18 protein-coding genes are annotated in these 21,371 nt (G+C 64.0%); 3 read left to right on the forward strand and 15 right to left on the reverse strand.

Annotated elements, in window-relative coordinates:
- Nucleotides 1-153 precede the first annotated feature (153 nt).
- A complete protein-coding gene (locus NLY37_RS21295; protein ID WP_023742212.1) occupies nucleotides 154-1,662 on the forward strand; it encodes a mannitol dehydrogenase family protein in 1,509 nt (502 codons plus the stop codon).
- Between the two features lie 28 nt (nucleotides 1,663-1,690).
- Here NLY37_RS21295 and lepB read toward each other — a convergent pair whose 3' ends face one another.
- The 7 genes from lepB to NLY37_RS21330 form a co-directional block, all read right to left on the reverse strand.
- The gene (gene lepB / locus NLY37_RS21300; RefSeq protein WP_032892998.1) at nucleotides 1,691-2,437 is read right to left on the reverse strand and encodes a signal peptidase I; all 747 of its coding nucleotides are present in this window, start codon (nucleotides 2,435-2,437) and stop codon (nucleotides 1,691-1,693) included.
- A gap of 525 nt (nucleotides 2,438-2,962) precedes the next feature.
- On the reverse strand, nucleotides 2,963-3,370 hold the full coding sequence (locus NLY37_RS21305; RefSeq protein ID WP_023668674.1) for a F0F1 ATP synthase subunit epsilon: 408 nt from the start codon (nucleotides 3,368-3,370) through the stop codon (nucleotides 2,963-2,965).
- 109 nt (nucleotides 3,371-3,479) lie between these two features.
- Nucleotides 3,480-5,051, reverse strand: coding sequence for a F0F1 ATP synthase subunit beta (atpD, locus tag NLY37_RS21310; protein ID WP_023698224.1), 1,572 nt, complete (start codon nucleotides 5,049-5,051; stop codon nucleotides 3,480-3,482).
- Between the two features lie 70 nt (nucleotides 5,052-5,121).
- Nucleotides 5,122-6,006, reverse strand: a complete 885-nt coding sequence (locus NLY37_RS21315) for a F0F1 ATP synthase subunit gamma (protein ID WP_023668672.1) — start codon at nucleotides 6,004-6,006, stop codon at nucleotides 5,122-5,124.
- Between the two features lie 34 nt (nucleotides 6,007-6,040).
- Complete coding sequence (gene atpA / locus NLY37_RS21320) at nucleotides 6,041-7,570, reverse strand: F0F1 ATP synthase subunit alpha (RefSeq protein ID WP_023684101.1); 1,530 nt, start codon at nucleotides 7,568-7,570, stop codon at nucleotides 6,041-6,043.
- Nucleotides 7,570-8,130, reverse strand: coding sequence for a F0F1 ATP synthase subunit delta (locus tag NLY37_RS21325; RefSeq protein WP_023742211.1), 561 nt, complete (start codon nucleotides 8,128-8,130; stop codon nucleotides 7,570-7,572). Before NLY37_RS21325 ends, atpA begins: the two co-directional genes overlap by 1 nt.
- Nucleotides 8,131-8,376: 246 nt before the next feature.
- Nucleotides 8,377-8,772, reverse strand: coding sequence for an AGROH133_08824 family phage infection protein (locus NLY37_RS21330; protein WP_023742210.1), 396 nt, complete (start codon nucleotides 8,770-8,772; stop codon nucleotides 8,377-8,379).
- A 138-nt stretch (nucleotides 8,773-8,910) separates the two neighbouring features.
- Between NLY37_RS21330 and NLY37_RS21335 the strand changes: the two genes are divergently transcribed.
- Nucleotides 8,911-9,099 carry a hypothetical protein gene (locus NLY37_RS21335; protein WP_023693181.1) on the forward strand — a complete coding sequence of 63 codons (189 nt, stop codon included), beginning with the start codon at nucleotides 8,911-8,913 and terminating at the stop codon, nucleotides 9,097-9,099.
- Nucleotides 9,100-9,115: 16 nt separating this feature from the next.
- On the opposite strand, the gene NLY37_RS21340 is transcribed toward NLY37_RS21335, so the two are convergent.
- The 5 genes from NLY37_RS21340 to NLY37_RS21360 form a co-directional block, all read right to left on the reverse strand.
- The gene (locus NLY37_RS21340) at nucleotides 9,116-9,811 is read right to left on the reverse strand and encodes an aspartate/glutamate racemase family protein (protein WP_023742209.1); all 696 of its coding nucleotides are present in this window, start codon (nucleotides 9,809-9,811) and stop codon (nucleotides 9,116-9,118) included.
- 110 nt (nucleotides 9,812-9,921) lie between these two features.
- Nucleotides 9,922-11,256 carry a lysine N(6)-hydroxylase/L-ornithine N(5)-oxygenase family protein gene (locus NLY37_RS21345; RefSeq protein WP_023742208.1) on the reverse strand — a complete coding sequence of 445 codons (1,335 nt, stop codon included), beginning with the start codon at nucleotides 11,254-11,256 and terminating at the stop codon, nucleotides 9,922-9,924.
- Nucleotides 11,253-13,073 carry an IucA/IucC family protein gene (locus tag NLY37_RS21350; protein ID WP_050588432.1) on the reverse strand — a complete coding sequence of 607 codons (1,821 nt, stop codon included), beginning with the start codon at nucleotides 13,071-13,073 and terminating at the stop codon, nucleotides 11,253-11,255. Before NLY37_RS21350 ends, NLY37_RS21345 begins: the two co-directional genes overlap by 4 nt.
- On the reverse strand, nucleotides 13,070-14,134 hold the full coding sequence (locus NLY37_RS21355; RefSeq protein WP_023726132.1) for a GNAT family N-acetyltransferase: 1,065 nt from the start codon (nucleotides 14,132-14,134) through the stop codon (nucleotides 13,070-13,072). The genes NLY37_RS21350 and NLY37_RS21355 overlap by 4 nt, the downstream gene beginning before the upstream one ends.
- Nucleotides 14,131-15,792: an IucA/IucC family protein gene (locus NLY37_RS21360; RefSeq protein ID WP_286440162.1), complete on the reverse strand. Its 1,662-nt coding sequence runs from the start codon at nucleotides 15,790-15,792 to the stop codon at nucleotides 14,131-14,133. The genes NLY37_RS21355 and NLY37_RS21360 overlap by 4 nt, the downstream gene beginning before the upstream one ends.
- A gap of 244 nt (nucleotides 15,793-16,036) precedes the next feature.
- Between NLY37_RS21360 and NLY37_RS21365 the strand changes: the two genes are divergently transcribed.
- Nucleotides 16,037-17,203, forward strand: coding sequence for an MFS transporter (locus NLY37_RS21365; RefSeq protein ID WP_031246281.1), 1,167 nt, complete (start codon nucleotides 16,037-16,039; stop codon nucleotides 17,201-17,203).
- 11 nt (nucleotides 17,204-17,214) lie between these two features.
- Here NLY37_RS21365 and NLY37_RS21370 read toward each other — a convergent pair whose 3' ends face one another.
- From NLY37_RS21370 to NLY37_RS21380, 3 genes are read right to left on the reverse strand one after another with little or no spacing between them, the layout of a single operon-like run.
- Nucleotides 17,215-18,501: an MFS transporter gene (locus NLY37_RS21370; protein WP_023742206.1), complete on the reverse strand. Its 1,287-nt coding sequence runs from the start codon at nucleotides 18,499-18,501 to the stop codon at nucleotides 17,215-17,217.
- On the reverse strand, nucleotides 18,498-18,872 hold the full coding sequence (locus NLY37_RS21375; RefSeq protein WP_155923829.1) for a hypothetical protein: 375 nt from the start codon (nucleotides 18,870-18,872) through the stop codon (nucleotides 18,498-18,500). Before NLY37_RS21375 ends, NLY37_RS21370 begins: the two co-directional genes overlap by 4 nt.
- A gap of 15 nt (nucleotides 18,873-18,887) precedes the next feature.
- Nucleotides 18,888-21,092, reverse strand: coding sequence for a TonB-dependent receptor (locus NLY37_RS21380; RefSeq protein ID WP_050588438.1), 2,205 nt, complete (start codon nucleotides 21,090-21,092; stop codon nucleotides 18,888-18,890).
- Between the last annotated feature and the right edge of the window lie 279 nt (nucleotides 21,093-21,371).

The raw sequence follows: 21,371 nt of genomic DNA on the forward strand, positions 1-21,371 counted from the left end.
TCGGTAGGATTGGAAAGAAATAATGTCAACATACAAAAACTGGATTGTTGTATGATGACTTTTAACCGGCGTCAGGTCATTGTGCGGCGGAAGAGCGGATGTTAGGCCGCTAGCAGATCCCGCCCCGCTCACCATCCAGCGACAAGCCGCGCCATGACCAGCAGACGCCTTTCCAACGCAACAGTGCAATCCTTGCCGGCCTCGGTCGCGGCCCCCCCCTATGATCGCGCCAGTGTCGCCCCAGGCATCGTCCATCTCGGCGTTGGAGCCTTCCACCGTGCCCATCAGGCCGCCTATGTCGATGACTGCCTAGCGGCCGGCGAGACCGGCTGGGGCATTGTCGGCGTCTCGCTGCGCAGCCCCGACACGCGCGATGCGCTGACGCCACAGGACGGGCTCTACACGCTGGCGGTGCGCGGCTGCGATGGCGAAGCGCTGCACATTATCGGCTCGATCCAGTCGATGCTGGTCGCGCCGGAAGACCCCGGCGCGGTGCTGGCCGCGCTGACCGACCCGCGCACCCGCATCGTCACCCTGACCATCACCGAAAAGGCCTATCTCAGGGCCGCCGACGGCAGCCTCGACGAAAACCATCCCGATATCGTCCACGATCTGGGCAATCCCGGATCTCCCAGGACAGCGCATGGATTCCTGGCGGAAGCGCTGGCGCGGCGCCGGGCCGCCGGCACGCCGCCCTTCACCGTGCTGTGCTGCGACAACCTTCCGGCCAACGGCGCAACGCTGCACCGGCTGCTGATCGCGTTTGCAAAATCGCGCGATGCCGGCGCTGCTGCTTCAGGCGACGCTGCCCTCGCCGGTCATATAGCCGATGACGTTGCATTCCCATCGAGCATGGTCGACCGCATCGTGCCGGCAACCACCGATGCCGACCGGGCGCGCATCGCGGTCGAACTCGGCCTCGAGGACGCCTGGCCGGTGATGACCGAACCGTTCCGGCAATGGGTGATCGAAAACAGGTTTCCAGCCGGCCGCCCGGCCTGGGAGAAATTCGGCGTCACCATGGTCGAGGATGTCCGGCCGTTCGAGGACATGAAGCTTCGGCTGCTCAACGGCGCCCATTCGGGCATCGCCTATATCGGCCTGCTCAGCGGCCACGTCACCGTCGACCGCGCCTTCGCGGATCCCGCGATCCGCGCGTTCGTCGACCGGCTCTGGGCCGAGGCCATCCCGACATTGCCTGGGGATGCCGGGCTCGACACGTCAGCCTATACGGCCGAACTTGCCGAACGTTTCTCCAACACCGCGCTGGCCCACCGCACCGCGCAGATCGCCAATGACGGCAGCCAGAAATTGCCGCAGCGCATTGTCGCTACCGCCATCGAGTGCATCCAGGCCGGCCTGGTCCCGGAGCATCTGACGCTGGTGATCGCCGCCTGGATCGCCGCCTGCGAGGCGCGCGGCAAGGACCTGCCGGAAGCCCACTTTACCGATCCGCTCGACGCGCCGCTGGCGGCGCTCGACGAACGACGGATGCTGGAACGAGTAGCGGCGGTGTTCGACTGGGCCGGCTTCGCCAGCGGCAAGCCCGAGCGGCAGACGCTGATCGAACTGGTCGCCGCTCATCGCGAGCATATCCTGCAAGGCGGGATCGTGCTTGCGCTCTCAGCGCTCGGCATACCGGAGCCGACAAACGTAGGCTGAAGCTGGTCCGGAACCGCCCATTTCAAGCCTATTGTCCCGCCGGAGCGTCCAGCCTCTGCCGCGACGAATACTCCGTGCCTTGCGAATTCCAGAACAGTCGCACTGCCTTACCGACCAGGTTTTCGGCAGGAACGAAGCCGACACTGAGCCGGCTATCGGAGGAATTATCCCTGTTGTCGCCAAGCACGAAATAGTGGCCTTCGGGCACGTCGAACACCCGCGTGTTGTCGGTTATTGAATTGTCCGTAAGACTGATGACGGAATAGGAAACGCCGTTGGGGAGGGTTTCACGTTGCAGTCTGGCGCTTTGGGGAGAGTCCTCGGAGCTGTACGGACCAACATCCTCGAGTTTGACCGCCACACCATTGATGCGAAGGATTCCGTCGACCATCTGGATTTTGTCGCCCGGCAGTCCAACGACCCGCTTGACGTAGTCGATGCTCGGATCCGCTGGAAATTTGAACACCACAATATCTCCGCGCTTCGGCTCGGCGGCAAAGATCCGGCCTTCGAAGGGCAGCAGCCCAAGAGGAACACTGTAGCGGCTGTAACCATAGGCAAACTTCGAGACGAAGAAATAGTCGCCGAGTTCCAGCGTTGGTGTCATGCTGCCTGCCGGGGTCGAAAACGGCTGGAAGAGGAATGTGCGGATCGCTAACGCGGCTCCGTAGGAGGTCAGCACGGCCAACAGCAGCACCGAAAGGCCGTGTGAATACCACCGGTTCGGTCTGTATCGTGACGCGAAAGGCACGACGAGCGCTACCCACAGGACCATGAGACCTAAACTGGAGAGATCCACCAGCCAGGCGAGATCGACCCCCGGCAGAACCGGGAATCCCACATATGTCAGCGCAATGCTTATGGCGCTGATCACCACCAGGCTGGCAACCGCCGGCCGGCCGGCGCCGATCCAAAGGAACCCGCCGAACGGACCGCCAAAGGCCGCGATCAGCGCCGTCGTCCACCGGGATCGCGAGGCCGCTTCCGGTTGCGTTGTCTGTTCCGTCATCGGCCACCCCAAATCGATAGACAGCCGGACTGTCGAACAACCAGAAAGCAGGGGCAAGCCCCGATCCGACTGTACCGCCGCAGCCAAATCGCGGTTCCGCCGGCGCCATCGCCTAATACAAGCTCATCTCGCCCTGACTGGCAGCCGGCATGCCGCCACCCGATCTGATCATGCTGGCTGCCCGCCCTGAAATCCCGCCAAGGCCCTGCGCCTATGCGAGACGATCCAGGATGGCGGCCGCAACAAAAAAGCCGGGCTGAGCCCGGCCTTTTCTTCAAGTCATTCTGCGGCTTACGCCGGCAGCAGCGCGCCTTCGAGCGTGGTAAGCTGGCTAAGGAACTGCTCCGCCTTGCTGCGGCTCTGGTCGTCCTTGGCGTCGGCGGCGTCTTCCTTGGCTTCCTGGATGCGGCGGGCGAGATCGGCGCGGTCGATATCGCCGACGGCGACCGCCGATTCGGCGAGCAGCGTGCAGCCGGCAGGGACGATGTCGGCAAAGCCGCCGAACACCACATAGCGTTCTTCCTTGCCGCCGGCGGTCTTCAGCGTGACGACGCCCGGCTTGATCGTGGTCATGACTGGCGCATGGTGCGCCATGACTGTCATTTCACCTTCGGCGCCTGGAATGACGACGGACTCGACCTGTTCGGAAACCAGGAGGCGCTCCGGCGAGACCAGTTCGAACTTGAAAGCTTCAGCCATGTCAATTTAGTGAGTAGGGAATAGTGAGTAGGGAGTAGGGAGAGGACAGCTGTCCTGATCACCCGGCCGCTATTCACTACTGACTACTGACTACTCCCTATTGCCTTGATTACGCTGCTTCAGCCGCCAGGCGCTGAGCCTTCTCGACCGCTTCGTCGATGCCGCCGACCATGTAGAAGGCGGCTTCCGGCAGGTGATCGTAGTCGCCGTTGCAGAGGCCCTTGAAGCCCTTGATTGTGTCGGCGAGGTCGACCAGCTTGCCCGGCGCACCCGTAAACACTTCGGCGACGAAGAACGGCTGCGACAGGAAGCGCTCGATCTTGCGGGCGCGGGCCACCGTCTGCTTGTCCTCTTCCGACAGCTCATCCATGCCAAGGATGGCGATGATGTCCTGCAGCGACTTGTAGCGCTGGAGGATCGACTGCACCTGGCGGGCGACGGCATAGTGCTCCTCGCCGACGACCAGCGGATCGAGCATGCGCGAGGTCGAGTCGAGCGGATCGACGGCGGGGTAGATGCCCTTTTCCGAGATCGCGCGGTTGAGCACGGTCGTCGCGTCCAGGTGGGCAAACGAGGTCGCAGGCGCCGGGTCGGTCAAATCGTCGGCCGGCACGTAGATCGCCTGCACCGAAGTGATCGAACCCTTGGTCGTTGTGGTGATGCGTTCCTGCAGCGCACCCATGTCGGTGGCCAGCGTTGGCTGGTAACCCACGGCCGAAGGAATACGGCCGAGCAGCGCCGAGACTTCAGAACCGGCCTGCGTGAAGCGGAAGATGTTGTCGACGAAGAACAGCACGTCCTGGCCCTGGTCGCGGAAATATTCGGCGACCGTCAGGCCGGTCAGGCCGACGCGGGCACGCGCGCCCGGCGGCTCGTTCATCTGGCCATAGACCAGTGCCGCCTTGGAGCCTTCGCCGCCGCCCTTCTTGTTGACGCCGGACTCGATGAACTCGTGATAAAGATCGTTGCCCTCGCGGGTGCGCTCGCCGACGCCGGCGAACACTGAGAAGCCGCCATGCGCCTTGGCGACGTTGTTGATCAGCTCCTGGATCAGAACCGTCTTGCCGACGCCGGCGCCGCCGAACAGGCCGATCTTGCCTCCGCGGGCGTAGGGCGCCAGAAGGTCGAGCACCTTGATGCCGGTGATCAGGATCTGCGCTTCCGTCGACTGTTCGACATAGGTAGGCGCCGGCTGGTGGATGGCGCGCATCTCGATGCCGTCGACCGGGCCTTCTTCGTCGACCGGCTCGCCGATGACGTTGATGATGCGGCCGAGCATGCCCGGGCCGACCGGAACGGTGATCGGCGCGCCGGTGTCATAGACGTCCTGGCCCCGAACCAGGCCTTCGGTGGAATCCATGGCGATGCAGCGCACGGTGTTTTCGCCCAGATGCTGGGCAACTTCGAGCACCAGGCGGTTGCCGACATTGGAGGTTTCGATGGCGTTCAAAATGGCCGGCAGATGATCACCGAACTGCACGTCGACGACGGCGCCGATGACCTGGCGAACCTTGCCGATGGCGCCGGTCTTCTTGACGGCAACGCTCGTCGTCTTCACTGCCGGAGCCGCGGCCTTGGCGGGCGCGGCCGCCTTCTTGGCCGGAGCGGCCTTCGCCGCTGCTGCCGGAGCCTTTGCGGCCGCCTTGGGGGCCGTCTTCGCGGGGGTCGCTGCTTTCGCCATCGTCTTTACCCTTCTCGTCCTTTGTTTCTCACGCTCCATCAGAAGGTCGATGACCTCCTGGCGGTCGCGCCTAGAGCGCTTCGGCGCCCGAAATGATTTCGATCAGTTCCTTGGTGATCTGCGCCTGCCGCTGGCGGTTATAGGTGATCGACAGTTTGTTGATCATGTCGCCGGCATTGCGCGTTGCATTGTCCATGGCGCTCATTTTGGCGCCCATCTCGCCGGCTGCGTTTTCGAGCAGCGCGCGGAAGACCTGGACCGAGATGTTGCGCGGAATGAGGTCGGTGAGGATCTCGCCCGGCTCCGGCTCGTATTCGTAGACGGCATTGCCACCGGCGGTCGCTTCGGCGGGAGCGGAAGCCACGCCGGCAGGAATGATCTGCTGCGCGGTCGGAATCTGGCTGATCACCGACTTGAACTGCGAATAAAACAGCGTGCAGATATCGAAGCCGCCTTCGCCGAACAGATGGATGATCTTACGGGCGATCGCATCGGCATTGACGAAGCCGAGCTTCTTGACATCGCGCAGGTCGACGCGGTCGATGATCAGCGAGGCATAGTCTCGGCGCAGAATGTCGAAACCCTTCTTGCCGACGCAGATGATCTTGACCTGCTTGCCGTCGGCCAGAAGCCGGCGGATATGGTCGCGGGCCAGACGTGCGATCTGCGAGTTGAAGCCGCCGCACAGGCCGCGCTCGGCGGTGCAGACGACGAGCAGATGCACATCGTCCTTGCCGGTGCCGGTCATCAGCGCCGGGGCATCGCCGCCGCCGCCGATCGCCTGCGTGATATTGGCCAGCACCGCACCCATCCGCTCGGAATAGGGACGCGCCGCCTCCGCTGCTTCCTGCGCGCGGCGCAGCTTCGCCGCGGCGACCATCTGCATCGCCTTGGTGATCTTCTGCGTCGCCTTGACCGAGGCGATACGGTTACGAAGGTCTTTTAATGAAGGCATGCTTCAAACCTGATCCCGAGCGTCCGGCTTCTTCTCAAGCGAAGGTCTTGGCGAAGGCGTCGATCTCGGCCTTCAGCTTGGCGCGCAGATCGTCCGACAGCGCCTTTTCCTTGCGGATGCCGTCCAGCACGTCCTTGCCGGCCGAGCGCATATGGCTGAGCAGGCCGTGCTCGAACTTGCCGACCTGGTTCAGCGCCAGCTTGTCGAGATAGCCGTTGACGCCGGCGAAGATCACCGTGACCTGCTCCTCGACCTTGAGGGGCGAGAACTGCGGCTGCTTCAACAGTTCGGTCAGGCGCGAGCCGCGGTTGAGCAGGCGCTGCGTGGCGGCGTCGAGATCGGAGCCGAACTGCGCGAACGCAGCCATTTCGCGGTACTGCGCGAGCTCGCCCTTGATCGAGCCGGCGACCTGCTTCATCGCCTTGATTTGCGCCGACGAACCGACGCGCGACACCGACAGGCCGACGTTGACCGCCGGACGGATGCCCTGGAAGAACAGGTTGGTTTCGAGGAAGATCTGGCCGTCGGTGATCGAGATCACGTTGGTCGGGATGTAGGCCGACACGTCGTTGGCCTGCGTCTCGATGATCGGCAGCGCGGTCAGCGAACCGCCGCCCAGATCGTCGTTGAGCTTGGCGGCGCGCTCGAGCAGGCGCGAATGCAGGTAGAACACGTCGCCCGGATAGGCTTCGCGACCCGGCGGGCGGCGCAGCAAGAGCGACATCTGGCGATAGGCGACGGCCTGCTTCGACAGATCGTCATAGCTGATCAGCGCATGCATGCCGTTGTCGCGGAAATATTCGCCCATGGTGGCGCCGGTGAACGGCGCCAAGAACTGCATCGGCGCCGGATCGGAAGCGGTGGCGGCGACGATGATCGAATATTCAAGGGCGCCGCGCTCTTCGAGAACCTTCACGAACTGCGCGACCGTCGAGCGCTTCTGCCCGATGGCGACGTAGACGCAGTAGAGCTTTTCCTTTTCCGGTCCGTTGTCGTGCACGGCCTTCTGGTTGAGCATCGTGTCGAGGATGATCGCGGTTTTGCCGGTCTGGCGATCGCCGATGACCAGCTCGCGCTGGCCGCGACCGACCGGGATCAATGCATCGATGGCCTTGAGGCCGGTCGACATCGGCTCGTTGACCGACTTGCGCGGGATGATGCCTGGTGCCTTGACGTCCACGCGCTTGCGTTCGGTCGCCTTGATCGGGCCCTTGCCGTCGATCGGATTGCCGAGCGCGTCGACGACGCGGCCGAGCAGGCCCATGCCGACAGGCGTATCGACGATGGCGCCGGTGCGCTTGACGATGTCGCCTTCCTTGATGTCGCGGTCGGCGCCAAAGATGACGACGCCGACATTGTCGGCTTCGAGGTTGAGCGCCATGCCGCGGATGCCGCCGGGGAACTCGACCATTTCGCCGGCCTGGACATTGTCGAGGCCGTAGACGCGAGCGATACCGTCACCCACGGACAGCACCTGGCCGACTTCGGAGACCTCGGCCTCCTTGCCGAAATTCTTGATCTGGTCTTTGAGAATTGCGGAAATTTCCGCGGCGCGGATGTCCATCAGCCGACCTCTTTCAGTGCAAGCTTGAGCGAATTGAGTTTGGTTTTGAGCGACGTATCGATCTGGCGCGAGCCCATCTTGACCACCAGCCCGCCGAGCAGCGACGGATCGACGGTAACAGTGATGGCCACGTCCTTGCCGGCGACGCCTTTCAGCGCGACCTTGAGTTCGGTCTGCTGGGCAGCCGTCAGTTCATGCGCCGAAGTGACCTCGGCTGATGTCTCACCGCGCTGTTCGGCAGAGATCCGGCGAAAAGCCTTGATCATGCCGGGCACCGCGAAGAGCCGGCGGTTGCGGGCGACGACGCGCAGAAAATTGCCGGTCAGGCCGGTGATGCCGGCCTTGTCGGCGATCGACGCGATTGCCTTGGCCTGGTCCTCGCTGGAGAACACCGGGCTGTTGATGAGGCGCGTCAGGTCGGCGCTGTCATCCAGCATCTTGGCGAAACTGTTGAGGTCGGCCTCGACCTTGGCCACCGAATTCGATTGCAGCGCAAGTTCGAACAGCGAACCCGCGTAGCGTTCTGCGACACCTGAGATTGGCGATGACGATTGAGCCACGGACCGTCTTTTCTCTTGTCTGAGGGGCCGCAGATTGTTGGCGCGAGCAAAAACTCTGGCTAAATCTTTGACCTTACTAAGTTTTTCCAAGCACGGAGGCGCGGCTTCCGCTATCCCCGGCCGAAAGTCGATTGCCGTCTAGCACAGGCATTTTAAGACCGCAATGCGTCGTCCCGCATGCTTTTCGGGCACTATTGTCGCATCCGGCCGCAGAGTTCAACCGAAGCCTTTGGATTGGCTGCCGATTCAGGGCAGAAAGGCGAAGACGAAGGCAAGCGGCAACGCGGCCAGGACGAGTTCGACGACGATCGACGCCCAGTTGAAAGGCGTGTTGGCGCCGTCCGACATAATCGACAGCAAACGGCCAAAAGCGGTGAACAGCCAGGAAAAGCCGAGTGCCATATAGAGCCACGGCTGCGCCAACAGAATGCAGCACAGGCTGACGCCGAGATAGAAGCCCGACATGCGGCCGCGCCCTTCCGCGATTGCCGCTGCCCTTTCGGGCCGGACCTGCAGCCGCAGAATCCGAAATGCCAGCCCTGGCGCGAGGAAAAACAGCAGACCGAGCGCCAAGGTGACGACGGCGCTGGACCAAGCCAGCCATTCGCCCTGGCTGGTCGGCCACGGAAACGCGAATTCCATCTTGCTTTCATCCCCTCACAGCAATGCCGGATGCATTGAATGTCGCTGCAAAAAGAAGTCAAGCGCGCGGCAGTTTCGGCGCGCAATTCGTGAAGGAGCGGAAGGCTGTTTAGGCCGCGCACGCGTCCGGCCAGCATCGTGGCCAACCTGTATTGTCAGGCGACGCCTCCCTCCTATCTGCAGGACCGGTTTTGCACAGCCAAAGGCCCCGACACCGGTCGCCTTTATTTCCTGACCGGGCACCTCAATCTGGCCGGCACGGAAGCAGATCGATGGAAGCTGAAAGTGGCCGGCAGCGGCAATGTCGCCGTGGCTGCCCAGCCCTGATCCTTGTTTTGACCCTTCAGGGCAGCATGAGTGCGACCGCCGCCTCAGCATGGATGCGCGTGGTGTCGAACACCGGAATGTCGAAATCGCGCTCGCCAATCAACATGGTGATCTCGGTGCAGCCCATGATGACGCCATCGATCTTCTCATCGCGCCGCAGACGGGCGACCTCGTCGATATAGGCCGCCTTCGATGCCGCGTTGACGATGCCCCGGCAAAGCTCGTCGTAGATTACCTGGTGCACCATGTCGCGCCCGGCCTGGTCCGGCACCACGGGCTGCAGCCCGTATTTCTCCCTCAGCCGGCCCTTGTAGAAATCCTGCTCCATGGTGAAGCGGGTCGCCAGCAGCGCCGGCCGCTTGACGCCGGCGCCCTTGACCGCGACGGCCGTGGCGTCGGCAATGTGGATAAGCGGGATCGACACCGCCGCCTGCACCCGGTCGGCGAGCTTGTGCATGGTGTTGGTGCAGATTAAAAGCCCCTCTGCGCCGCCCGCCTCCAGCTTGCGCGCCGCATCCGCCAGCAGCACGCCCGCACTGTCCCAGTCGCCATGATGCTGCCGGTCGGCGATTTCGGCGAAGTCGAAGGAATAGAGCAACAGCTTTGCCGAATGCAGCCCGCTCAGCCGCTCGCGCACGATCTCGTTGAGCAGGCGATAATAGATCGCCGTCGATTCCCAGCTCATGCCGCCGATGAGGCCAAGGGTTTTCATGCGCTGAGCCTCCAGCAGGACCGAACGATCTCTCTCACAGAAAAGCTTTACGGGTCGATGTCAACCTTAACGCGCGCCGTACCACGCTCTTCGGCCCGCCTCCACCAACATCACCGCGCGCCCGATTCGGTCATCCTCGCATTGGCGCCGAGATGATGCAGGCTTTGTATCGTGTGCCTTGAACTCCAGGCAACCGGCGGATCGGGCAGATCGAGATCGAACTGTGCCCGCCCGAGCAGCGAATTGACGATCTTGGCGCTGCGCCAAGCCATCAGGCTGAGCTGCGGCTCGGCTATGCCATGGCTGAGCCGGCCGGCATTGAGCGCGTAGATCCGGCGGTCGTCGGGCCCGTCCCATTCGACCTCGAAGCTGGCGTTGAGCCTGTAATGACCGCGCTCGTCCAGCGCGATCCTGTTCATGAGCGGCGCCATGCAATCAGGAATGGCAAAGGCATAGCCGGTGGCCAGAACCACCGCATCGACGGTGCGCGTCTCGATGGCGCCGTCGAAGCCGTTGCGCATGATCAGCCGGTATTCGCTGCCTTCCCGCGTCACGTTCAGCACTTCGCGGTGCGGCGTCATGTTGACCGCCGTCGTTTCCTCCGAGAGGTGCCGCAGCGTGTAAAGCTGGCGATAGATCGCCTTCAGTGTGCTCGTCGATGCGCCGTCACCGGCAAGCAGTTGCTGTTCCAGGATCGTCTCACGCCGCCCTTGCGGCAGCCGATGGAAGCTTTCGACATAGCCCGGCGTGAAGAGTTCGTCGGTGAAAGGCGAGTCGTCCAGTGGCAGGAAATTCGGCCGCATCGAGATCCACTCGATTTCGCGGCCGGCGAAGCGGTCGGAGGAGATCAGATGCAGAAGCACTTCGGCGCCGCTCTGGCCACCGCCGATCACGGCGACACGCTGTCCGCTCAGGCGATCGAGGCGGTTGGCGGCCTGGGCGTTGTGGAAGCATTGATCGGAGGCCGCCGCCCGCGCCCAGGCGGGGATGTTGGGCACCAGCCCGACGGCAATGGCGAGATTGCGCGCGTTCACCTGCTCGCGGCCGATACGCAGCCTGAAATTCGTTCCGTCGAAGTCGATCCGGTCGACGGCGCTGGCGAAGCGCAGCGAAGACAAGTTCTCGCCGACCCATCCGAGATAGCGGGCGAATTCCGGCCGCGGGATGGCTGAGAAATCCGCGTTGAGGAATTCATAGAACCGCTTCTGCGCGACCAGATAGGACATGAACGACCATGGGCTGGTCGGATGCGTCGCGGTGACGAGATCCTTGAGGAAGGATGTCTGCAATTCGACGCCCGGCAGCATCATGCCGGGGTGCCATTCAAGCCGCGTCGCCCTGTCGAAGAAGCGCGCGTCGACGCCGTCCACCGCATCGAGATGGGCGGCGAGGCTGAGGTTGAACGGCCCGATACCGATGCCGGCGAGGTCAAGCGTATGGGTCATGGCGAACTCCTTGTGGAGCTGGCTGGGCTGATGGGAGATCGCCGGGCTGACTCGGGGTTAAGCGGATTGTCGAGCGGTGTGCCGAGGTCGGGCAGAGGGCGTTCGCCGCTGTCACCGTACCCGATCGCGAACCGCACCTTGTTGATGGCGATGCGCGGAATCTTGGGCGCAAACAGATCGAAAAGCGCGAACCGTTCCGCCAGTTCAGGGTTCTGCGCCTGGTAGCGCCGGATGGCGCCGGCGAGGATGGCATAGAAAATCCTCTCGTCGAAGCGGTCCCAGGCGGCCAGCGCCTCGGACAGGAAGCGCAGGACGCTGACGATGTGGCCGGTCTGCAAATGCTGGAGAAGATGCGCCGGCGGCCGGCGCTTCAGCGTCGACAGGATTTTTCCGTCGAGGTCGGCCAGTTCGGGAAACGGCTGGTCGACGAGATCGAGGTCGCCCTGAAAGTCCTTGACCGCCACGCCGACGGGCGTCGCGCCATCGAGGATGATGGTGACGTTCTGGCCATGGGCGATGAAGCCGACGCCGTAACGACACATGAAGTGGTAGAGCGGCACGAAGGCCGTGGAGAACAGGCGATCGAGCCATGCCTCCGGACCAAGGCCGGATTGCTCGATCAAGGCGCTGGCGATCGGCCTGCCATGCGCGTCGCGCTGCGGCAGGGCGCCCATCATCATCGGCCGCTGGCCCGCCGGCAGATCCTTTTCGGGGCTTTCGCGCCAGATGGCGCCCAGCATCTCGCAAAATTGGTAGGGCGCGCCTTCAACGCCGGTGTAGTGCGGGTGCGGATAGAAGGCGCCGGCGACTTCCCTCAGCACCTTGACGTCCTTGAGCACCGGGTCCGCGGCCGCCACCGTGGCCAGCCAGCGCGACAGATCGGCGCCGATCGCCATGTATTTGCCCGGCACGCCGCGCCACGCTGAGGTGTTGAGGACGGTCAGCGGCAGCTTGACGTGCAGCGCCTCGGGCCGTGCCACATTGGCAAGCGTGCGCAGCGACTGCAAGGGCAGGAACGGATCGCCGAACTGGCCAAGCGGCACCAGCCGGCCGGCGGCGATCTCGCTACCATATTGCGAGGCGATCATCGCCTGCCACTGCCAGGGGTGGACCGGCAGCAGCCTATGCGTCGATCGCGAGATCCCGGCGGCGCTGAAAGCCGCTTCGAGCCTTGCGCGCTCGTAGTCGCCGAGTGCGGCCTGCAGCAGCGCCTCTTCGTCGAGCCCGCAGTCAAGCGCCAGCAGGCAGCGATCGCTGGCGGCGGCAAGCCAGAAGAGCTGGAATGCGGTGGCCGATTCTGGCGCGTAGCGCTCGAAGTCGTCCCGTCCCCAGCCAAGCCGTCCCTTGTTGGCAGGGGCCTTCGGATGGCCGTCGAGCAATGCCTGCAACTCGGTATCCGGCAGCGCGGCTAGATCGGCGGCCGGTCGATTGCCGCGTGCCTTGGCGATCCGCATGTCGGCCATCAGCGTGTTGTAAAGCTCCTTCGCATAGGTGCAGAATGTTGCCGGCGACATGCCGAGCGTCTCGCGCGCGTCGGCGAAGAAGGCGACCGCATCGTCGACCGGCAGCTCGATGCCGGCGTCGCGAGTCAGCGTCTCCGGACGGACGGCGATCTGGCCCCACAGGCGCCGCGTCGCGGCAAAGCGATAGGTCACGCCGGGGCCGGGCGTCAGCTCCCATCGGCCGGGCGAAAGCTCGCGCGGCGACAGGCACTCCTCGAAGGTCAGTTCGGAAATGGCCTTGGCGACGGCGTCGCGGTTGATCGCGGCCCAGCGTGTCGCCTCCCCCGCTTTGGCAATCGGTTGCTGCACCGTCACAGCGGCACCTCGCGGAAGAAGCGCTCGCGTTCGCAGCAGACCAGCGCCGCGCGCTTGTGCGGGAAGTCGAACTCCTTGACTTTGTCGTAGGCGGCGCCGGCGCAATAGCTCAGCATCTTCTGGTGCGCGGCGCGTGGCTCGCCGACGACGCGCTGCGTGCGCGGCTCGTCGAGGAACAGATAGTGGGTGACGGAGCGGAACAGTGACAGCGTCTTCGGCCGGCCGAGATGGCGCATATTGCCGATCAGCCCATGCCAGCCGCGGTCCCAGTCGTGCGGCTCATAATAGGGCCCGAGCCGGTCCTCCTTGGCCCAGTAGAACTCGAAATAGCCGGTCGGCTCGCCGTCGAAGCTGGCGATGACGCCGAAAATATGCGGATCGCTTTCCTGCTCGGCGAGATATTTGTCGAGATCCTCATGGCTCTGGGCAAGTTCCCAGAAGAAGGCGACGCGGCCATCGTTCATCCAGCGATGGAAGAGGTCGAGATCGGTCCGGCGGTCGATCGGCCGCAGCGACACGGTGAGGCCGATTTCCGGAATCCAGCGTTCGTACATCGGGCCGCAGGGGCGCGGTTGGCGCAATGGCGGCAGCCGGTCTTCCGGGCCGATAGCGGTCGTCAATGCCGGATAGGTGACATGCGAGGCCTGGCTGCGCCACAGCAGCGGCAGCTGGCGCAGGACCGAGCGATGAATGACGGCGCGCTCCGGTTCGCCTGCGGCCGTCTCGGTGGCCAGCGCCGAAACCGGCCACAGCGTCTTGGCCGCCGGCAGGAAGGCGCGGTCGAAGGTAGGATGCAGGCACAGTGCCGCGTCGACGAGGCCCGCCAGGACCTGCGGCTGATCGAGACGGCCTCCCGTGAACGCGACGTCATCGATGAGCAGGCGGCCATCCGCGATGGAGATGCGGGCCTGTCCCACCGCTGTTCCCTCAGCGTTGACCAGGCTGACATGGCCATCGCCGGCACAAATGGCGAGCGGCTCCGCGGCCGAGGCCAGATGCTGCCATCCTTCGTTGCCGGCGACGGTGGCGGGTGACCAGTTTTTCGCAGCCTCGATGTTCATGCGTATTCTCTCACATACAGGGGGTTGGGAAGCTCGACGTAACCGGCCAGCGGATCGGTCACCTCGGTGTTCTCATTGATGTCGCGCAGCGCGATCAGGAAATTGCCCTTGGCAGCCAGCGTCGGCGCGTTGAGCAAATAGTCGACGCAGGACCGGTCAGCCATCGGCGTGGCGGCCAGCCGCTCGAGCGAGCGGCGGAATATCGCCAGCAGATCGTCTTCGTTGGTGAGGCCAGCGGCGGCAAGGGCTGCGACGGCGGCGAAAGCGCCATTGACGACCAGATAGTAGCCGAACAGCTTCGCGGCCGCTTCCGCTGGGAAGACATGATCGCCCGCCTGACCGGCCTCGGGCAGGAATTCGCGCAGCCTGGGCAGGAATTCCTCGACATAACCGGTGCCCTGGCAGTCGCGAAAATAGAGCGCATTCGGCCAGCCGCCGGCGAGACCGACGACGAGGTTCTGCTGATGGGCGCCGAACAGCAGGCCGAATTCCGAGAAGGCAACGATAAACGGCTCGATGGCAGCATGAAGGAAACGCTCGAACCACAAACGCGCCGTTTCCTCGACAGGTCGCTTCTCGTCGCGGGCGATACGGTGGACCAGGTCGGACAGATGGCTTTCGGTACGGCCGGGATGGCGCTCGCAAAGCGCGCCGAGAACGGCAGCCGACGGATTGCCCGTGCCGCGAAACGGATTTTCGCGAAACGAGACGATGGTATCCGTCATCAGCCGGCCGTCTTCGTCACGCAGGCCGAACCAGGCGGGCTCACCCAGCACCGTCATGGTCGGGCAGCGCCGCTGCAAGGCATAGCCGAGCTTGCCCTTGACCAGCCGGTGCACCGAAAGGCCGCGCCGGCACTCATGCTCCTCGACGATGCGCCTGGAATTGGTCAGGCGCAGGCTGAGCGAGAATTTCAGCATCCACTCGGCTTCAGCTGAATGAACCGTGCGCAGCGAGGTCGTGGCCCGCCACGCTGGTCCGCCGAGCCCAACATCAACGATACGGCCGGCGCGAAACAGGCGCTCGACGGGGTCTTCCAGCACGAGCCGTACGGCCTGCCACGGATGCATCGGAACGAGAACCTTGCCCTGTTGCTTGCCAGCCCGAGCAAGCAGCTGCGGATCGCTGGCGGCAAGCCCGCGGACCATCTCGGTGACATCTAGCGGCTCGACGCTGCCTCCAGTGAGGATGGTCGGGTCGACGGCCCACCAGCGCAGTTTGAACGCATTGCAGTATTCATGCCCGAAGCGCGCGGAATCCGTGTGCGTGAACTCTTCGCGACTCATCGGCGCCGGATGCACGGCATGGCCGAAGCGCAGGGCGCTTTCGGCATCGATGAAATCAGGATCGCCTTCGGAGAAGGGCCGCGACGATCCACGCGCCGCAGTCGCGTCAGCGATTGCGGCGATGCTGGCCAGGCTGCGGCGCAGGAAGGTCAGTCGGCTTTTCGCTGTCGCCCGGCCGGCAATGTCGGGATCCGCCAGGATCAGCGCCAAAAGGCTGAAAAGGTCGATCTCGGTCGCTTCGCCATCGGCCCCCTCGTTACTAATATCGAGGCGCCAGAGCGGCATCGCTAAATCGTGGTAACCGACCTTCGAGCGATGCCGCGCTTCGACGAGCACCGCCGCGCGCGAGGCAGGGAAATTCAGACGCAGCACGGCTGCCTGCGGCCGAAACAGCGCGGTTTGCCTGGCGTCGACGAATTCCCAGCCATTCCATTCCCGCAGCAACGCGTTGAGTAACGGGCTTAATGCAGAGGAAGATTCTGGTCCTACTTGTTCCATGTGCATCTCGATAAATCCTAATAATACTGCAGATTACATCTATAAGTCGTCGTCTTTAAACATTTATGTTGATTAACTATTATAAACAAGAAATAAGCTTGGTCTTATGACGACCGGTATGAAAAATCGATCTTCGCTTCTGCGCCGCCTGGCGATCGCGGTCTCGGCAATCGGCTTCGGCCAGTCGGCCTTCGTATCGCTCGTTCCCCTGGTGATGGAGCGGCTGAGGCTCGACACGTTTGCCATCGGCGCGGCAACTGCTGTCGGCGCGGCGGCCTTTCTGGTCGGCTCGCCGCTGTGGGGTCGCATGGGCGAGCGGCTTGGCCATGCCAGGCTGCTGCGCTTGCTCGGCCTCGCCATGCTGGCCGGCCAGGCGGTGTTCGCCATTCTGCTGATAGCCGGCACGGGAGCCGCGCTGGGCATCGCTTTGCTGATGCTTTCGCGAACCGTGTACGGTTTTGCCGCGTCCGGCGTCATGCCGACGGCGCAGGTCTGGGCCAGCCGCTCGGTTGCCGATGACAGGCGACAGGCCGCGCTGGGACTGCTTGGCGCCGGCGTCAGCATGGGGCGGCTGGCCGGCGCGCTGGCGGCAACGGCTGCCGTCCTGTCGCCGCTGCTGCCGCCCATCCTGTTCCTGTTCAGCCCGCTGTTGCTGTGGCTCGCGCCGGGCAAAGGGGAAGCCGGCGGACGGAGCGACGGCAAGGCAGCCGACGTCGGCCGTGGAATATCGCCCTTCGATCGCCGCGCTCTGCCTTGCCTGGCGATGGGCTTGTGCCTGACGCTCGGCTTCGGACAGGTGCAGATGATGCTCGGCCCGATGGCCCAGCAGCGTTTTGGCCTTGGTGCGACGCAGGCCACGACGGTGACCGGCCTGGCCCTGATGCTGGTCGCCATCGTCATGGTTTTGGTCCAGGGACTGCTCATGGCGCGCCTGCGGCTGGCGGAGCGCAACAGCGTCGTCGTCGGCTGTCTCATGGTTTGCGTCGGCATGACGGCGCTGGCCGTCACGGCCAGCCATGTTGCCTCGGCAGCGTCTCTGGTGGTGGCGGCGGCCGGCATTGCCCTGGCGACACCCGGCTACACCGCCTGGCTGATGAAGCGCCTGGAGCCCGGCGAGCAGGGCGCGGCGGCCGGCTGGCTCACCAGCACCCATGTACTCGGCCAGAGCATCGGCGCATTGGCCGGCGGCTTTGCCTTCACGCTCTGGCCCTTTGCGCCGCTGGCCGACTGCGCGGCGCTGGCGCTGGCCGCTGCCTGTCTCGCTGCCATGGTTCGCAAGCACTAGCCAAACCGCGCTCATTCGGCGACCTCCGGCAGCGGCTGCATCGGAGTACCCGGCTGGGCTTTTGCGGCATCGGCGAAATGGGCATTCAGCATGCGATAGGTCGCCACCACGGCGACGCCCGACAGCACTGTCGCCAGGGTGAACAGCGCGGAGTAGCCGAGCATGTCGGCGAGGCGGCCGGCCAGCATGGAGCCGACGAGATAGACGATAAGCTGGGCGCAGGACAGGATGGTGAAATCGGTGCCGGGTTGGTCCGACGACGTGACGGACATGAACAGGCTGTAGAGCGCCACGATCTCCATGTAGCGCACCAGCGTCTGCAGGAACGAGGCGCCGAAGATCGGCCAGAAGCCGGCGATAGCGCCGAAAGCGTGCAGCGCGAAGATCAGGAAGCAGATGGTGCGCAGCGCGCCGAGCAGGCCGAGCACCGAGGCGGCGCCGCGCTTGTGCAGCAGCCACGCCGCCAACGCCGAGCCGCCAAGCCCGACGGTGAGCGCAGCACCCCCCGAGAGATAACCGATGATGTCGAGCGGCACGCCGGCATCGACGAGATAGGAGCCTTCCATCGACTTCACCAGCCCCTCGCTGGCGCGGTAGATGAGCGCGATCCACAGGATCTGGCGTGCCTCGGGCCGGCGCAGGAAACGCATGATCGAGGGGCGGTCGATGGCCGCCTGCAGCGCGCTGGCGACGGGATCGGTCTCGCGCATGGCGAAGGCGGCGACCAGCGGGATGATGGACAGCGCGGCCACCATGGCCACCATGGTTTGCCAGCCGGCATGATGATAAGCCAACAGGCCGAGCGTGCCGCCGAGAACGACGCCGAGCGCGACGGCGCCGCCCTGGATCGCATTGCCGATCGGCCTGTCCTTCGGGTCGAGATATTTGGCCGCGTAGCCGTCGGTGGCGATGTCCTGGGTCGACATCAACAGGCTCACGACAAGGCCGACGGCAAAGATACCGGCGACATCGGTCGGCTCGATCCAAAGCATGGCGGCGATGCCGGCGATGACGCCGATCTGGGTGATGATGACCCAGCCGGCGCGATGGGCGCGGGCCATTGGCCGAAAGCGGTCGACCAGCGGCGCCCATAGGAATTTCAGCACCAGCGGCAGCATCAGCAGCGCCATCATGCCGATGGCGGTGCGCGACACGCCTTGCTCGCGCAGGATCGGCGGGATCGCCGCGGCAAACAGATAGCTCGGGATGGCCTGCGCCAGATAAAGGCAGGCGAGAACGACGAAAAGCCGCAGGCGCGAAAGCCCGGCGGGCGCCGGCCGGTCTGCGTCGGCGCTCATTTGACATAGTCCTTCGGTGCGTAACCGTTCAGGAAGGCGCCGGCCTCCGCCCGGCTGCGGGTGACGAGCACTGGAAAGCCGAACAGGCTTTGCCAGACGCGCTGCATGTTCTCGTCGGCGGCGGGGCGCACCAGCGCACAGGCGCGGCAGGCTTTTTCGAGCTGCTCGCGTTCCGCCTTGTACCAGAGGTTTTGCGCCTTGCGCTGGGCGTCGCTCAGCGCGATCTCGATGCGGATATCGACCAGGAGCACGAACGGCTCCCGTTCCTGCGAAAGGCGGCCGAGCGCCTCGATATAGCGCGCGCCATCCGCCGGATCGGCTGGCGCTTCTGCCAGCAGCGAGACCAATGCACCGTTTCGTTGGAGAGACACCGCCACCGCCGCCCCTCAGAATGTGATCTGGTAGGACCACGCAACCGAACGTCCCAGACCCGGAACGTCGGCGCCGCGGGTCGCCGATGCGGAAGGGTTGATGTAGTAGGTGTCGAACACATTGCGCACGGCAAGGTTCAGCACGCTTTCATTGCCGAACGTCTTCGAGACGGCGAGATTGACCAGTGCTGCACCGTCCAGTTCCTGGGTGGCGATGCGGTCGCGTCCGGAAAACAGCTCCAACTCGCTGCGCAGGGTCAGCTCGTTCTCGAAACGGGTGGTGAGATAGACCAGGCCCTTGTAGGTCGAGGGGACACGGTTGTTCGGCAGATACTCGTTCGCTTCGATGTGGCCGTCGCGATCCGCGTCGTATTTGCCTTCGACATAGCCGACCGATCCGCCCAGCGTGAACATGCCGCTGAGGTCTGCCTCGAGATTGGCTTCGACGCCCCAGATACGTTCCTTCTGCTGCGATACCCGGTTGTTGACGATGTCGTAGCTGACGCCGTTGTCCGAGGTCGACAGATAGGTGCTGACGCCGCCGCGATAGTCGCCCCAATCGCCGCGCAGACCGGCTTCCCAGGTGTTCACCAGCTGGGGTTCAGGCGCGATATCGGCATAGCTGATCGCGTAATCCGGCGCGTTGGTGCACGGCAGCAGCGGCCGGATGGCGGTGCCATAGGCGTCGCAGGTTTCGGCGTTGGAGTTCAACCCGGCCCGGCGGGTGAAGCCGCCAATGTCGGTCAGGCTGTAGCCTTGCGAGAAATTGCCGAAAAGCTGCATCCTTTCGGTCAGATCGTAGACGGCGCCGGCGTTGAAGGTGACGGCGTCGTAGTCGAACGAGCCGCCGGTCACCTGGATCGCCGGCAGGCCGATAATGTTCCGGCCTAGCAGAACGGCAGCGGCAGGCCGGGTGAAGTCTTCAACGTTGAGATAAAACTGGTCGTAGCGCGCGCCGCCGCTGATGCGAAAGCGATCCGTCACCGGAATTTCGCCCTGCGCAAACAAGGCGACCGAGTTCTGGGTCGTGGGCGAGATGGCCTCCTGACCGTTGGTCAGCTGCTGATCGGTGGCATCGAAGACGTAGTCGGCGCCCCAGGTCAGCGTGCTGCCCTGAGTGATAAAGTCCATCGGCGTGTTGACGGTCAGGTTGACGCCGCTGCGCCGCGATTGCAGCGCCGTCTGGTTGAAGTCGGCGGTCGGGTCCGTACCCGGCGGCAGGATCACCGGCCGCGTCGGGTTCGTCGGTAAATACACCTGGCTGTTGACGGCCGAGAATTTGGTAAAGGGCGACTGCTTGAAGATGTCGTTGTAGAACGCCTTGACCTCGAGGTTTCCGAGCGCGAAGTCGCTGTCGGTGTATTTGGCGGTCAGATATTTCGAATCTTCCTTCAGCGGCTTGCCTTCATAGGGATCGCCGAAATCCGGGGAGACGGGATTGGTCGTGTAATCGGTGAACCAGTCCGGCTTCTGGTTGGCATAGGTCCAGTCGACGCTGGCCTCGAAGCGCCTGGAATCGAACTGGTAGCCGGCCACGCCGAAGAGATTGCCCGTGCCGGTGCGGTCGCCGCCGCCTTGCCCAAGCATGGCGTCCGAAGCCATCTCGTTGCCGTGGCCGTCATAGGTGCGGCGCGACAGATCACCGGACGCCGAGAAGAAATAGTCGAAATCGCCTTTCTTGCCCTCGACCGAGACACTGGTGCTTGGCCCGGCCGACTTGCCGGGGTTTTCGGTGAAGGCGGTGACGCCGGTGCGCACCGTCACCTTCGGCTTGTCGCTGTCGCCGCGCTTGGTGATGAAGTTGATCGTGCCGCCGGTGGCGCCGGCGCCATAAAGGCTGGACGCGCCATTGATGACTTCGATGCGCTCGACCGAATTCAGGTCGATCATCGACAGGATGCGTGAGACGTCCCGCAGCGGTGTGTTGCGCGGCACACCGTCGACCATGATGAGAAGACTGCGCCCGCGGAAGGTTTCCGAAGCGCCGGAAATGGTCTGGTTGCGTGGCGCGTAGCCGGGGACGATGCGGCTGATCAGGGTCGCGGCGTCGATATTTTCCTGCGCGGCTTCCTCGACCTGTTCCTGTTCCACGACCTGGACAGACTGAGCGACGCTGGAAATCGACCTTTCATTGCGGCCGGTGACCAGTATCTGATCGAGCACGGTGGCTCCCTGCTGGTCCGTCGGAGCGGCTTCCTGGGCAAACGCCGCGCCTGCCATAATCGACGAACCCAAAGCCGATGACCAAAGAAGCGTACTGAAAAATCTGCGCATGCTGCCCCCATCCATGCCCTGGTCCCCAGTGCCAGAGCGGAAAGGCCCAGTTATAATTCATGACAAAAGGAGACAACATTTATTTCATGAGTTCTTTGATCAGGATTGTTCCGCAACGGACGGGGGCTGTGCATATGAGCAGAACGTATTTTAGCGGGCGCTAAGATGTTGAGCTTTCTTGACAAAACGGCATAGGGCAGCCGGCGGCGTCGTCAGCCTTTGTGC

The organism is Mesorhizobium sp. C395A (assembly GCF_030323205.1).
Lineage (GTDB): Bacteria > Pseudomonadota > Alphaproteobacteria > Rhizobiales > Rhizobiaceae > Mesorhizobium.